Origin of the sequence: Crenobacter oryzisoli, from assembly GCF_030385785.1 — a bacterium.
In the GTDB taxonomy this organism is placed as follows: domain Bacteria; phylum Pseudomonadota; class Gammaproteobacteria; order Burkholderiales; family Chromobacteriaceae; genus Crenobacter_A; species Crenobacter_A oryzisoli.
The window spans coordinates 36,756-49,545 of record NZ_JAUEDK010000009.1 but is presented as its reverse complement, the minus strand read 5'-3'; the positions used below and the strand labels follow the sequence as shown (position 1 = coordinate 49,545).

The window sequence follows — 12,790 nt, the reverse complement described above, 5'->3', positions numbered from 1 at the left end:
AGCGACCCAGATGGCAACCGTTACCGATACCCAGCACGCCCCGCATTCGCACGGCAAACCGTCCGGGCTGTCGCGTTGGCTGACCGCGACCAACCACAAGGACATTGGCACCTTGTACCTGTGGTTCAGTTTCGCCATGTTTCTGTCGGGCGGGGTGATGGCGCTGTGTATCCGCGCCGAGCTATTCCATCCCGGCCTGCAGTTCTTCCAGCCCGAGCTGTTCAACCAGTTCACCACGCTGCATGGCCTGATCATGGTGTTCGGCGCGATCATGCCGGCGTTCACGGGCCTGGCCAACTGGTTGCTGCCCTTGATGATCGGCGCGCCGGACATGGCGTTTGCGCGCATGAACAACTGGAGCTTCTGGTTGCTGCCGCCTGCGGCGTTATTGCTGTTGGCGTCGTTCGCGGTACCGGGCGGTGCGGCTGCTGCCGGCTGGACGCTGTATGCGCCGCTGTCGACGCAGATGGGCATGGGCATGGACATGACTATCTTCGCCATCCACATCATGGGGATCAGCTCGATCATGGGCTCGATCAACATCATCGTTACCATCCTCAACTTGCGCGCGCCGGGCATGACGCTGATGAAGATGCCGATGTTCGCCTGGGCGACGCTGATCACCGCCTACCTGATCATCGCGGTGATGCCGGTGCTCGCCGGTGCCGTCACTATGGTGCTGACCGACCGCCACTTTGGCACCCACTTCTTCAACGCGGCCGGCGGCGGCGATCCGATCCTCTACCAGCACGTGTTCTGGTTCTTCGGCCATCCCGAGGTCTACATCATGGCGCTGCCGGCCTTCGGCATCATCAGCCACGTGATCCCGACCTTCGCCCGCAAGCCGCTGTTCGGCTATACCTCGATGGTGTACGCCACCAGCTCGATCGGCATCCTGTCCTTCATGGTCTGGGCGCACCATATGTTCGCCACTGGCATGCCGGCAACCGCCCAGTTGTTCTTCATGTACGCGACCATGCTGATCGCGGTGCCGACCGGGGTGAAGGTGTTCAACTGGATCGCCACCATGTGGGAAGGCTCAATGACCTTTGAGACGCCGATGCTGTTCGCGATCGGTTTCATCATGCTGTTCACCATCGGCGGCTTGTCCGGCGTGACCCTGTCGGTGGCGGCGGTCGATATCGCACTGCATGCCAGTTACTACGTGGTGGCGCACTTCCACTATGTGTTGGTGGCCGGTGCCTTGTTTAGCCTGTTCGCGGCGATCTACTACTGGTTTCCGAAGATGACCGGCAAGATGTACAACGAGCGGCTCGGCAAGGTGCACTTCTGGTGGTCGCTGATCTGGTTCAACGTCACCTTCTTCCCGATGCATTTCCTGGGCTTGGCCGGCATGCCGCGCCGGATTCCCGACTACGCGCTGCAGTTCACCACCTTCAACGAGATCGCCAGCGTTGGCGCTTTCTTCTTCGGTCTTGGCCAGCTGATCTTCCTCTACAACATGCTGGTGTCGATCAGGCGCGGAGAACCTGCGCCGCAGAAACCGTGGGAGGGAGCCGACACGCTGGAGTGGCAGATTCCGACGCCGGCGCCGTACCACAGCTTCGCAGAGGCGCCGGAGCTGGAGGTCGCTGAGAACGGTGCGATCCGCGCGATGAAGGGTGGCAAGCACCACTGAGGGCATGATCATGGAAAGCAGCCAGCATTCGGTCAACCTGGTTCTGCTGAAGAAGCTCGCAATCATCGCGCTCGTGATGTTTGGTTTCGCCTGGGCATTGGTGCCGATGTACCGAGTGATCTGCGAGGCAACCGGGCTCAATCAGATAGCGGTCGCCGATGCGGCGCCAATGCAAGCCGGCGCAGCAGGAGCACAGATTGAGATGACCTTCGACTCGATGGTGCAGGCTGGGCTTCCCTGGCGAGTGCGGCCGCTGACCTCGCACTTGAAAGTGAAGACCGGGGAGTTCATCCGCGTCGATTATGAAATCACCAACGCATCGGATCGGCGCATGGTCGGTCAAGCCGTCCCCCGTTACCTGCCGGCCGCGGCCGGAGAGTATGTGAAAAAGCTCGACTGCTTCTGTTTCAAGCAACAGAGCTTCGAGCCAGGACAGACCAAGCGCTTCCCGGTGGTGTTCGTGGTCGATCCCAAGATGCCGCGCGATATCAGCACGATTACGCTGGCGTACTCGATCTTTGAGGTGCCGGGGCAGGGCGGATTATGAAACTGCTGGCAGGAGTCCGGGCCGTGTTGGCGGCTTTTTTCGGCGTGCGTCGCAGACGCAATGCGGAAGAACAGGACAGCGGGCTGTCGGTGCCGCAGCTGATCATCACGGCGATCGTGGTCGCGCTGTGCCTGCTCGGGGTGCTGTATTGGCTCGCCAGCAGCCTGGCCGAACCGTAGCGGGGCGCGTCGACAGGCAGCAGTGTCATCAGGCAGGCGTGAGCAAACGGAGCCGGCCGGCAGGGCCGGGATCGTGTTCCTTGAAAAGGACCGGGCGATGATGGAAACCACCGAACAAACCCACTATTTCGTACCGTCGCCGTCGCGCTGGCCCTTGGTCGGCTCGGCCGCGCTGTTCTGCCTGGGGCTGGGAGCGGCGCTGACCGTCAACAGCCTGGGCGTCGGCAAGGTGTTGCTGGCGCTCGGCTTCGCGATCCTGCTCTGGATGCTGTTCGGCTGGTTCGGCGATGTGATCCGAGAAAGTCTCAACGGCGCCTATCACGGCAAAGAGGACATGTCGTTCCGCTGGGGGATGGGCTGGTTCATCTTTTCCGAGGTGATGTTCTTCGCCGCCTTCTTCGGCGCGCTGTTCTATGTGCGGACCATCTCGGTGCCGGAACTGGGTGACATGGCCCACAAGCTGCTCTATCCGGACTTTACTGCGGCCTGGCCGCTGTCTACCGGGCCGGGCATCACCCAGCACTATGAAGCCGTCGCCGCATGGGGATTGCCGGCGATCAACACCCTGCTGCTGCTCACCTCGGGCGCCACGGTGACTTGGGCGCACTGGGGACTGATTCAGGGCAAGCGCAAGCAGCTGGCAGCCGGGCTGGCGTTGACCGTGCTGCTCGGGGCGAGCTTCCTAACCCTGCAGTTCGTCGAATATCACCACGCTTTCACCGAGCTCAACCTGACCCTGGCCGCCGGTGCTTACGGCATGACGTTCTTCATGCTGACCGGCTTCCATGGCCTGCACGTGCTGCTTGGCACCATCATCCTGTTCGTGGTGCTGCTGCGGGTGTTGCGCGGCCACTTCGACGAACACAATCACTTTGCCTTCGAAGCGGCGGCCTGGTACTGGCACTTTGTCGACGTGGTCTGGTTGCTGCTGTTCGTGTTCGTGTACTGGCTGTAGGCGGCTCGTTTATAGGGCGTGAGGGTGCCACCAGCCCAGCCAGCCGCCAATGAGCAGCAGTAGGAATAAGCCAAGCGACAAGCCAATGCGCAATGTCAGTGACCGTACCGCGCGGGTAGAGCCCGGGGTGCCTTTCAGGACTCCGGTCAGGCCCCAGAACAACGTGAGCACGATGGCAAACAGCATGAGCATGACGAACAGTTTCATGACTTCTCCCAATGGGGCCTTGTCCCAGTCTAGACCGAGGCGTTCTTCTTGGTTGGTTTGGCTGTTATCGCTGATCGCGTTGTTGCCGTTTGCCCTGGCGGTATGGCAGTGGCAGCGTGGGCAAGAGCGCGCTGCGACGCTGGTTCAATTCGATCAGCTCACCCGTCATGGTGTCCTGGCTTTGGCCGAGTTGCCGCTGGATGCCTACCCCGGTTGGCAGCCGGTCTGGTTGCGCGGTCAAGCGGTGGGACCGGTCATTCTGCTCAACAACGTCTACCGTGACGACCAGCCCGGAGTGCGGGTCATTCAGGTCATGAAACTGGCGGACAACAGCGCCGTTCTGGTCGAGCGTGGCTGGCTGCCGGTCGCTCGGGCCGGTGAGTCGTTGCCGCCATTGTCTGGAGAGCAGACCGGACGCTGGCTACCGATGCCGCAGCATTTCACCTTGCCGGGCGCGGTACATGGCGTAGCGGGCCGGGTCGATGTACTCGACACCGTGGAGCTTGCCACCCGGCTCGGCGTACCGTTGCGTCAGGGGCTGGTGGCGCTGAGCCAAGTCGAGCCGCCGCTGGCGGCCCTGCCCAGTCGACCCCAGTTCAGTCCACAGCGCCATTATGCCTATGCGCTGCAATGGCTGTTGCTCGGGCTCTGCCTGTGCGCGGCCGCCATCACCCTGTGGAGACGTCGCCATGCCTAATCAACGCCGCGCCCGCCTCAAGCTCACGATGATGACACTGCTATGCATAAGCCCGGTGCTGGCGTCCTGGGGGCTGTATCGCAGTGGCTGGGTCGAAGGAGGGCGCAGCTACGGCCAGTTGTTGCCGACCGAGCCGTTTGTGGCCAGCCGGGAGTCCGGCTGGCCGAGACAACGATGGGCGCTGGTCAGCGTCGAGCCGGCTGCGTGCGATTCGATCTGTCAAAGGCGTCGTTTCGTCCTGAAACAAATCCAGGCCGCACAGGGCGAGGCGGCCGACCGGCTGGTGCGGGTGAGGTTGCAGCAGCCATCCGTCGTGGCTCCCCGCTCCGACGAGAACGGGGTGGTGACTCTGGTGGCTAACAATGGTCTGGGTCGGCTGGCGGGTCGGCCCGGTTACTACCTGGTCGATCCGCTCGGCAACCAAGTGATGTTCTATCCGGATTCGGCCGACCCGACCCGGGTGATACACGAACTGGCGCGGGTGCTGAAGACCAACAACGGGCTGGGTTGAGCCTGCGATCGGTATTAGGTCGCGGCGTTGGGCAAAGGGGGTGGGTATGAAACGCTGGATCTGGTTGGCTTTTCTGCTGGCGCTGCTGGTGGTACCGCTCGGCGCCTATGTCCGTCTGTCGCACGCCGGCCTTGGTTGCCCGGATTGGCCGGGTTGCTATGGGCAGTTGTCGCCGGCCCATGCTGCCGTTCCGATCAGCGAGGCGATGAGCACCGACCCTGGCGGGCCGGTCAGCTTTGCCAAGGCGTGGAAGGAAATGATCCACCGTTACGCAGCCAGTACGCTGGGGCTCTTGATCGTGGTGATCGCACTGCTCGCTTTACGGCGACGACAGCAGCGGCTTGCTGCCGGTTTCCTGCTCGGTGCGGTGCTGCTGCAGGGCATGCTCGGGATGTGGACGGTGACGTTGCTGCTCAAGCCGGCGATCGTCACCTCGCATCTGCTGGTTGGCATGACCATCGTCGCGATGCTCGGCTGGTTGGCCCTGTCCTCCCGATTGGACCGGGTCGAGGTGTCGCGCGTCGTCCTGCACGCCGGCTGGCTGTTGGTGGCGCTGGTGTTGGGCCAGATTCTGCTCGGCGGTTGGACGTCGGCCAATTATGCTGCGCTGGCCTGTCAGGGCTTTCCGTCCTGCAATGGCGAGCTGGTACCCGCTTTGCGCTTTGACCACGCCTTCCATCTCTTCCGCGAGCTGGGCGAGACACCTGACGGCGCGCCACTCGATCCTGCCAATCTCGTCACAATCCATTGGATGCACCGGCTCGGTGCCCTCGTGGTGTCGCTGGCACTCTGGCGCTATGTCTGGCTGGGCTGGCGGCTGGCCGAACTTAGGCCGCGCCTGCTGCTATTGATTCTGGTGTGGGCTGTGCAGATCGTGTTGGGAGTCACCAATGTGCTCGCCTATCTGCCGCTGCCAGTGGCTGTGGCGCACAATGCGGGTGCGATGCTGTTGCTGACTGTCACCATGCTCGTTGCCGGTCGATCGAAAAGTCGGTTGGACGAGGTCCGGGCCTTCCATGGGCAAGGCCGGGGAGTAGAGGGGCACCATGGCTGGGCTCGCTGGGCAGGACTTGGGCGATGGACGCACGGGAAGGAAGGCTGATGAGCACTCTGGTCCTACAGCAGGCTCAACAACATGCTCGCGCGCTTTGGCATCTGACCAAGCCGCGGGTGGTGAGCCTGATCGTATTTTGCGCGGTGATCGGCATGTTCCTCGCGTCGTCCGGGCTGCCCGACTGGCGCGTGGTATTGCCGGCGACGCTCGGCATCGCACTGGTGGCAGGTTCGGCGGCGATGGTCAACTGCCTGGTTGAACGCACCATCGATGCCAGTATGCGTCGCACCGCCTGGCGTGCCAGTGCACGTGGCGAACTGGACCCTGTTGAGATCCTGGTCGTTGCACTGACCGCCGGCGGTCTAGGCATGGCGCTCCTGGTCGCGTTGGTAAATCCGCTGACAGCTTGGCTGACGTTCGGCACCTTCGTTGGCTACGCGATTGTCTATACGCTGCTGCTAAAACCGAACACACCCCAAAATATCGTGATCGGCGGTGCCAGCGGCGCGATGCCGCCGGTGCTCGGCTGGGCGGCCGTCAACGGCGAAATCGGTGCGACCGCGCTGGTGTTGTTCCTGATCATCTATACCTGGACACCGCCGCACTTCTGGGCGTTGGCGCTGTACCGTCGCGACGATTACCGAGCGGCCGGGCTGCCGATGCTGCCTGTCACTCATGGCGAGCGCTTCACCACGCTGTCGGTGCTGCTTTATACCTGGCTGCTCGCGGCGGTAACCCTGCTGCCGGTGGCCCTCGGCGAGGCCGGCTGCCTATATCTGGTACTGGCGCTGGGCCTGAACGCACGCTTCCTTTACCTTGCTGGTCGTCTGCATCGCCAGTATGCTGATGCTTTGGCGCGGCTCACTTTCTTGTGGTCGATCTGGTATCTGACCTGGTTGTTCGCAGCGTTACTGCTTGACCATTACCTCTTTATTCCCGTCAGTTGATGCGTACTGTTTTCCGTTTTCTTGTGGCCGGCCTGTTATTGGCCGGTCTTGTCGCCTGTGGCCCGAGCAAACCGCCCGCCCTGCCGTTCAAGGGCACGGACATCGCCGGCGTGGACTTCGGCGGCGATTTCACGCTGACCGATCAGACCGGCAAATCGCGTTCGTTGTCCGACTACAAGGGCAAGGTGGTAGCGCTGTTCTTCGGCTATACCCATTGCCCCGATGTGTGCCCGACCACGATGTTCGAATTTGCCAATGCGATGAAGCAGTTGGGGGCGGGGGCCAAGAATGTGCAGGTGCTGTTCGTGACCGTGGACCCCGAGCGGGACACTCCGGCAGTGCTGGCTAGCTACGTACCGCATTTCGACCCGAGCTTTGTCGGGCTGACCGGTAATCCGGGTCAGATCGAAAAGGTTACCAGCCAGTTCAAGATCGTGGCGCAGAAACAGCCGACCGAAGGAGGGGGCTACACCGTCGATCACAGTGCGGGCAGCTACCTGTTCGACCGGGAGGGCCGGTTGCGGGCTTATGAGCCGTATGGCGCGCCCGCCGGGCAACTCGCCAATGATATTCAGCTGCTGTTGCGCTAAACTGTTCGCCGCCGATTGTCTGACGAGCCTGGATGACTCAAGTGACCGAAGAAACTGTTTCCCAATTGCTGACCGCCGATAGTGACGAGCAGCTCGATCTTGCCCGCTTCACGCTGAGCACGCCGGTTAGCGTGGCCCATCATCTGAAGAGCATCGTCAACGCGGGGCAAATGCTGACCGTGTTCTCCAACCACGGCAAAACCTTCATCCTGACCCGACTGCTCGAAGTTGACCAGCGCAACGGCACGCTGGTCTTCGACTGGGGGGGCGACGCCGAAGCCAACCGGCAGTTGCTGGCGAGCGATCGCCAAATATTTGTCTGCGCGCCGGAAGGGGTAAAGACCCAGTTCTCGACCGGCCGGGTTCGCGAGGTCAACTTCGATGGCCGCCCAGCGTTTGAAGTAGCACTGCCCCCCGAAGTGATCAAGTTGCAGCGTCGCGAATTCTTCCGTGTCCCGACCCGGGTCAGCGCGCCGATCGAGTGCCAGATCGCCGATCATGCCGCCGGGCCGGTGGTGCTGCCGCTGTTCGATATCAGTCTGGGCGGGGTCGGCCTGTGGCTACCCGATACCAGCGATGCCGGCTACGAGATCGGTACCGTCTTCTCCGGCTGTCAGATCGACCTCAAGCCGCTGGGTGTGCTGCGAGTCGACCTGGAAATCCGCCACCACCAGCCGGTGCTGCAACGCAACGGCAAGCAGGTGTTGCGCCTGGGCTGTGCCTTCGTCTCCCTGTCCAATGCGACGGAGTCGCTGGTACAACGCTTCGTTGCCCAGCTCGACCGAGAGCGACGCAGCCTGGTGGGTTAATTACTGTTTTTGATTGAACGCCTCATGACTTTGACCATTGCCCTTTCCAAGGGGCGGATTTTTGACGAAACGCTGCCGCTGCTGGCGGCCGCCGGCATTGTACCGGCGGAGAACCCGGAGTCCTCGCGCAAGCTGATCATCGGCACCAACCGTGAGGACGTGCAGCTGGTGATCGTGCGCGCCTCGGACGTGCCGACCTATGTGCAGTACGGCGCGGCCGATCTCGGCATCGCCGGCCGCGATGTGCTGATCGAGCACGGCGGTGCCGGCCTCTACCAGCCAATCGACCTCAATATCGCCAAGTGCCGGATGATGGTGGCGGTGAAGAAGGGCTTCGACTACCACGCGGCGGTGACACAGGGCGCCCGCCTGAAGGTGGCGACCAAATACCCGCAGATCGCCCGCGAGCACTTCGCGGCCAAGGGCGTCCACGTCGACATCATCAAGCTGTACGGCTCGATGGAGCTGGCGCCGCTGGTGGGTTTGGCCGACGCCATCGTCGACCTGGTGTCGACCGGCGGCACGCTGAAGGCGAACAACCTGGAAGCGGTGGAACACATCGCCGACATCAGCTCGCGTCTGGTGGTGAACCAGGCCGCGCTGAAACTGAAATACGACACGATCCAGCCGGTGCTCGACGCCTTCGCGTCGGCGGTGCCGGCCTGAAGGTAATGCCATGCTGCGTCTAGCTTCATCCCAGTCCGACTTTGCCGAGCGCCTGAAGGCGCTACTGGCGTTCGAAACCGCACAGGACCCGGCCGTGGATGCGGCAGTGGCCGCGATCTGCGACGACGTGAAGGCTCGCGGCGATGCGGCGGTGGTCGAGTACACCAACCGCTTCGACCGCATGCACGCCGAGAGCATCGCCGACCTGACGCTGAGCCGCGACGAGCTGAAGGCGGCCCACGAGCGTCTGCCGGCGGCACTGCGCGAGGCACTGGAGGCCGCCGCGGCGCGAGTTACTCGCTACCATGAGAAACAGCGGATGGCGTCGTGGAGCTACGAGGACGAGGACGGTACGCTGCTCGGACAGCAGGTCACCGCGCTTGACCGCGTCGGCATCTACGTGCCGGGGGGCAAGGCCGCTTATCCTTCGTCGGTGCTGATGAACGCGCTGCCGGCCAAGGTAGCCGGTGTCGGCGAGATCATCATGGTGGTGCCGACGCCGAACGGCGAGAGGAACGACCTGGTGCTGGCTGCCGCGTACATCGCCGGCGTCGACAAGGTGTTCACCGCCGGCGGGGCGCAGGCCGTGGCCGCACTCGCCTACGGCACAGAGACGATTCCGCAGGTCGACAAGATCACCGGCCCGGGCAACGCCTACGTGGCCGCGGCCAAGCGCCGCGTGTTCGGCGTGGTCGGCATCGACATGGTGGCCGGCCCGTCGGAAATCCTAGTGGTGTGCGACGGCGAGACCGATCCGGACTGGATCGCGATGGACTTGTTCAGCCAGGCCGAGCACGACGAGATCGCCCAGGCCATCTTGCTGGCGCCGTCGGCCGAATTCCTCAACCGGGTCGAGGCCAGCATCGCCAAGCTGCTGCCGACGATGCCGCGCCGGACCATCATCGAGGCATCGCTGGGCAACCGCGGTGCGCTGATCGAGGTGGCCGACCTGGACGAAGCCTGCGAGATCGCCAACTACATCGCGCCAGAACACTTGGAGCTGTCGGTGGCTGATCCGGATGCTTGGCTGCCGAAGCTGAAGCATGCCGGCGCCATCTTCATGGGGCGTTTCACCTCGGAGAGTCTGGGCGATTACTGTGCCGGCCCGAACCACGTCCTGCCGACCAGCCGCACTGCGCGCTTCGCCAGTCCGCTGGGCGTGTATGACTTCCAGAAGCGCACCAGCCTGATCCGCGTGTCCGAGGCCGGAGCACAGCCGCTCGGTCGTATCGCCAGCCTGCTCGCACATGGCGAAGGGCTGACTGCGCACGCCCGCGCCGCCGAGCTGCGCCTGAAAGATTGAATGCCTTGGCGGCGTTGCCTTGAACGCGGTAGGATGAAAACCTAGACAAGTCAACGATGTATAGACAGCGGTGCCGCCAAGATGGCCCGCGGACAGGGAAATGAAACAGTCTGTAGCTGCTTGGGTTCGCCCGGAAATCCTCGCCATCGGCGCCTATCATGTCGCCGATGCGACGGGCTATATCAAGCTCGACGCGATGGAGAATCCCTATCGCCTGCCGGACTCGCTGGCAGCCGAACTGGGCCGGCGCTTGGCCGAGGTCGCGATCAACCGCTACCCTGACCCGAGCGGCGCGGGCCTGAAGGACGAACTGAAGCGTGCCTTCGGCATTCCCGATTCCGCTGCAGTGTTGCTCGGCAACGGGTCGGACGAGATCATCACGCTGATCAGCCAGGCCGTGGCGCGTCCCGGCGCGAGCGTGGTCGCCCCGGAGCCGTCTTTCGTGATGTACAGGATGAACGCGCTGTTCTCCGGCCTCGACTACGTCGGCGTGCCGCTGAAGGCCGACTTCAGCCTCGATCTGCCGGCGATGCTCGCCGCCATCGCCGAGCACCGGCCGGCGGTGGTCTACCTGGCATATCCGAACAATCCGACTGGCAACCGATTCGCGCGCAGCGATGTCGAGGCTATCCTCGACGCTGCGCCAGGACTGGTTGTGATCGACGAAGCGTATCAGGCCTTCGCCGACGACAGCTTTATGAGCCTTGCCGGCTCGGTCGACAAGCTGCTGGTGATGCGCACGCTGTCGAAGCTTGGGCTCGCGGGCATCCGGCTCGGTTATGCCGCCGGCAGCGCGGCGTGGATTGCCGAGCTCGACAAGCTGCGCCCACCCTATAACGTCAACGTGCTGACGCTGGCTGCCGCGCGCTTTGCGCTTGAACAGCGGGCGGTGTTCGATGGCCAGGCTGAGACACTGCGCAGCGAGCGGGCCAAGTTGGCCGATGCGCTGGCCGGCTTTGCCGGTGTGACGGTGTTCCCGTCCGAGGCCAACTTCGTCACCGCCCGAGTACCGGACGCCCCCGCGCTGTTCGATGCACTGAAACAGCGCAAGATTCTGATCAAGACCTTGCACGGTTCCCACCCACTGCTGGCGCATTGCCTGCGCTTCACCGTCGGCACGCCCGACGAGAACAGTGCGGTGCTGGCCGTGCTGAACGACTATTTTGGCCTTTGAAATGCGTACCGCTACCGTAACCCGCAACACGCTGGAAACCCAGATCACCGTTTCGATCAACCTCGATGGTACCGGCGTCGGCCGTTTCGACACCGGCGTGCCCTTTCTCGACCACATGATCGACCAGATCGCTCGTCACGGCCTGATCGATATCGACATCGTCGCGAAGGGCGACCTGCACATCGATGCGCACCATACCGTCGAAGATATCGGCATTACCTTCGGCCAGGCCTTTGCCAAGGCGATCGGCGACAAGAAGGGCATCCGCCGTTACGGCCACGCCTACGTGCCGCTCGACGAGGCGCTGAGCCGCGTTGTGATCGACCTGTCCGGCCGGCCGGGGCTGCAATACCACATCGATTTCACCCGTGCCGCGATCGGCGGTTTCGACGTCGACCTGTTCAGCGAGTTCTTCCACGGCTTCGTCAACCACAGCATGGTGACGCTGCATATCGACAACCTGCGCGGGGTGAACAGCCATCACCAGGCCGAAACCGCATTCAAGGCCTTCGGCCGCGCGCTGCGCATGGCTTGCGAGTTCGACGACCGCATGGCGGGCATCACCCCGTCGACCAAGGGCACGCTGACCGCATGAGCACGATCGCGCCGGGGCTGAACCATCTTTGCCTGCGCGTGCGCGATCTGAACGAGAGCTTGACGTGCAACGACCGGCTGATGTCGCTATGGGCTGGTCGCCGCGCGATGCGCGGTATGCGGTGGTCTTGCTGGTGCAGGGCGCAACGGCGACCGAGTCGCCGGCCGAGTGTCCGCGTTACAGCGACAGCTATGACGCGGTGTTTTTTACCGACCCCAGCGGGATTGCGCTGGAGTTTTGCTACACCTCGAACCTGACACATTGAACATGAAAGTCGCCGTTATTGATTACGGCATGGGCAACCTGCATTCGGTGCTCAAGTCGATCGAAGCCGTCAACGAAGTCGGTGCTGAGGTCTTGCTGACCAGCGACCCGGACGTAGTGATTCGTGCCGATAAGGTGGTGTTTCCCGGCCAGGGTGCGATGCCCGACTGCATGCGCGAGCTGAACGCCCATGGCTTGGCCGAGGCCGTGCGCGAGAGTGCGGCGACGAAGCCGTTCTTCGGCATCTGCGTCGGCGCTCAGCTGCTCCTCGAGCACAGCGAGGAGGGCGATACACCCGGCCTCGGCCTGTTCCGCGGCGAGGTGAAGCGCTTTGCCCGCGGCCTGACCGACGCCCAGGGTGAACGGTTGAAGGTGCCGCACATGGGCTGGAACCGGGTGTATCAGACCCGGCCGCACCCGCTGTTTGCCGGCGTGGCAGACGGCGAGCGCTTCTATTTCGTGCACAGCTACTATTTTGCGCCGGCCGAGGCCGACCTGAGCCTCGCCGAGAGCGAGTACCCTGAGCGCTTCTCATGCATCATCGGACGCGATAATGTGTTCGCGACCCAGTTTCACACCGAAAAGAGCCACCGCGCGGGTCTTCAGCTGATGAAGAATTTCCTCGCCTGGGACGGCACTGTTTAACTTCTAGA

Annotated in this window: 17 protein-coding genes; 16 read left to right on the top strand and 1 reads right to left on the bottom strand. The window is 63.1% G+C overall.

Annotated features, from left to right (window positions below; translation table 11 throughout):
• Window positions 1-10 precede the first annotated feature (10 nt).
• From ctaD to QU481_RS07175, 4 genes are all read left to right on the top strand, one after another.
• Window positions 11-1,639, top strand: coding sequence for a cytochrome c oxidase subunit I (ctaD, locus tag QU481_RS07190; RefSeq protein WP_289829251.1), 1,629 nt, complete (start codon window positions 11-13; stop codon window positions 1,637-1,639).
• A 10-nt stretch (window positions 1,640-1,649) separates the two neighbouring features.
• Window positions 1,650-2,186 carry a cytochrome c oxidase assembly protein gene (locus QU481_RS07185; protein WP_289829250.1) on the top strand — a complete coding sequence of 179 codons (537 nt, stop codon included), beginning with the start codon at window positions 1,650-1,652 and terminating at the stop codon, window positions 2,184-2,186.
• Entirely contained in the window at window positions 2,183-2,365 is a 183-nt protein-coding gene (locus QU481_RS07180; RefSeq protein ID WP_289829249.1) for a DUF2970 domain-containing protein, read from the top strand. Before QU481_RS07185 ends, QU481_RS07180 begins: the two co-directional genes overlap by 4 nt.
• 97 nt (window positions 2,366-2,462) lie before the next feature.
• Window positions 2,463-3,320, top strand: coding sequence for a cytochrome c oxidase subunit 3 (locus tag QU481_RS07175; RefSeq protein WP_289829248.1), 858 nt, complete (start codon window positions 2,463-2,465; stop codon window positions 3,318-3,320).
• A gap of 9 nt (window positions 3,321-3,329) precedes the next feature.
• Here the strand turns inward: QU481_RS07175 and QU481_RS07170 are convergent, their stop codons facing one another.
• On the bottom strand, window positions 3,330-3,527 hold the full coding sequence (locus tag QU481_RS07170; RefSeq protein ID WP_289829247.1) for a DUF2909 family protein: 198 nt from the start codon (window positions 3,525-3,527) through the stop codon (window positions 3,330-3,332).
• Window positions 3,528-3,579: 52 nt separating this feature from the next.
• Here QU481_RS07170 and QU481_RS07165 point away from each other — a divergent pair, with 52 nt between their 5' ends.
• The 12 genes from QU481_RS07165 (at window position 3,580) to hisH (ending at window position 12,782) form a co-directional block, all read left to right on the top strand.
• Window positions 3,580-4,224 carry an SURF1 family protein gene (locus tag QU481_RS07165; protein ID WP_289829246.1) on the top strand — a complete coding sequence of 215 codons (645 nt, stop codon included), beginning with the start codon at window positions 3,580-3,582 and terminating at the stop codon, window positions 4,222-4,224.
• Window positions 4,217-4,735, top strand: a complete 519-nt coding sequence (locus tag QU481_RS07160; RefSeq protein ID WP_289829245.1) for a redox-active disulfide-containing membrane protein — start codon at window positions 4,217-4,219, stop codon at window positions 4,733-4,735. Before QU481_RS07165 ends, QU481_RS07160 begins: the two co-directional genes overlap by 8 nt.
• A 46-nt stretch (window positions 4,736-4,781) precedes the next feature.
• Window positions 4,782-5,837, top strand: coding sequence for a COX15/CtaA family protein (locus tag QU481_RS07155; protein WP_289829244.1), 1,056 nt, complete (start codon window positions 4,782-4,784; stop codon window positions 5,835-5,837).
• Window positions 5,837-6,736 (top strand): heme o synthase, encoded by a 900-nt coding sequence (gene cyoE, locus QU481_RS07150; RefSeq protein ID WP_289829243.1) that lies wholly within the window; start codon window positions 5,837-5,839, stop codon window positions 6,734-6,736. Before QU481_RS07155 ends, cyoE begins: the two co-directional genes overlap by 1 nt.
• Window positions 6,736-7,326, top strand: a complete 591-nt coding sequence (locus tag QU481_RS07145) for an SCO family protein (RefSeq protein WP_289829242.1) — start codon at window positions 6,736-6,738, stop codon at window positions 7,324-7,326. The genes cyoE and QU481_RS07145 overlap by 1 nt, the downstream gene beginning before the upstream one ends.
• Before the next feature lie 32 nt (window positions 7,327-7,358).
• Window positions 7,359-8,135, top strand: coding sequence for a flagellar brake protein (locus tag QU481_RS07140; RefSeq protein WP_289829241.1), 777 nt, complete (start codon window positions 7,359-7,361; stop codon window positions 8,133-8,135).
• A gap of 24 nt (window positions 8,136-8,159) precedes the next feature.
• On the top strand, window positions 8,160-8,801 hold the full coding sequence (hisG, locus tag QU481_RS07135; protein WP_289829240.1) for an ATP phosphoribosyltransferase: 642 nt from the start codon (window positions 8,160-8,162) through the stop codon (window positions 8,799-8,801).
• A gap of 10 nt (window positions 8,802-8,811) precedes the next feature.
• The gene (gene hisD / locus QU481_RS07130; RefSeq protein WP_289829239.1) at window positions 8,812-10,104 is read left to right on the top strand and encodes a histidinol dehydrogenase; all 1,293 of its coding nucleotides are present in this window, start codon (window positions 8,812-8,814) and stop codon (window positions 10,102-10,104) included.
• 100 nt (window positions 10,105-10,204) lie between these two features.
• Window positions 10,205-11,278: a histidinol-phosphate transaminase gene (gene hisC, locus QU481_RS07125; RefSeq protein ID WP_289829238.1), complete on the top strand. Its 1,074-nt coding sequence runs from the start codon at window positions 10,205-10,207 to the stop codon at window positions 11,276-11,278.
• Window position 11,279: 1 nt separating this feature from the next.
• A complete protein-coding gene (hisB, locus tag QU481_RS07120; protein ID WP_289829237.1) occupies window positions 11,280-11,873 on the top strand; it encodes an imidazoleglycerol-phosphate dehydratase HisB in 594 nt (197 codons plus the stop codon).
• Between the two features lie 64 nt (window positions 11,874-11,937).
• Entirely contained in the window at window positions 11,938-12,138 is a 201-nt protein-coding gene (locus QU481_RS07115) for a VOC family protein (RefSeq protein ID WP_289829236.1), read from the top strand.
• Window positions 12,139-12,140: 2 nt separating this feature from the next.
• Window positions 12,141-12,782 carry an imidazole glycerol phosphate synthase subunit HisH gene (hisH, locus tag QU481_RS07110; protein WP_289829235.1) on the top strand — a complete coding sequence of 214 codons (642 nt, stop codon included), beginning with the start codon at window positions 12,141-12,143 and terminating at the stop codon, window positions 12,780-12,782.
• Window positions 12,783-12,790: the final 8 nt, after the last annotated feature.